The following is a 331-nucleotide window of genomic DNA, read 5'->3' on the forward strand; positions in this document are numbered from 1 at the left end:
TACAGATGTGTTAGATTATGTTCCAGGTTACTTTAAAATCAAGCGTTACATCCGATATAAATACGCTACTAAAGGTAAAGACAACACTCAAATTAGTATTGGTGAGCTTCCAGAGCGAATTATAGATAAAGGAATACCTTCAGAGGGGTTATTATCTACAATACTTGTAGATAAATATGTTGACCACCTTCCTCTTTATAGACAGAAGCAACGCTTTTCAAGAGAAAACATCGATATAGCTTCTTCTACAATAGATGGTTGGGCTGCTCAAAGTATGGATGCTTTAAAACCACTATACCAAAAGCTGGTGATGGACATCAAAAATGAAGGT

The 331-nt window shown here is 35.6% G+C and carries 1 protein-coding gene; it reads left to right on the top strand.

What is annotated here, in order from left to right; translation table 11 throughout:
* On the top strand, positions 1-331 hold a 331-nt coding region (locus GOQ24_RS07055; RefSeq protein WP_160339391.1), incomplete at both ends, for an IS66 family transposase.

It is taken from the genome of Myroides sp. LoEW2-1 (genome assembly GCF_009767705.1).
In the GTDB taxonomy this organism is placed as follows: domain Bacteria; phylum Bacteroidota; class Bacteroidia; order Flavobacteriales; family Flavobacteriaceae; genus Flavobacterium; species Flavobacterium album_A.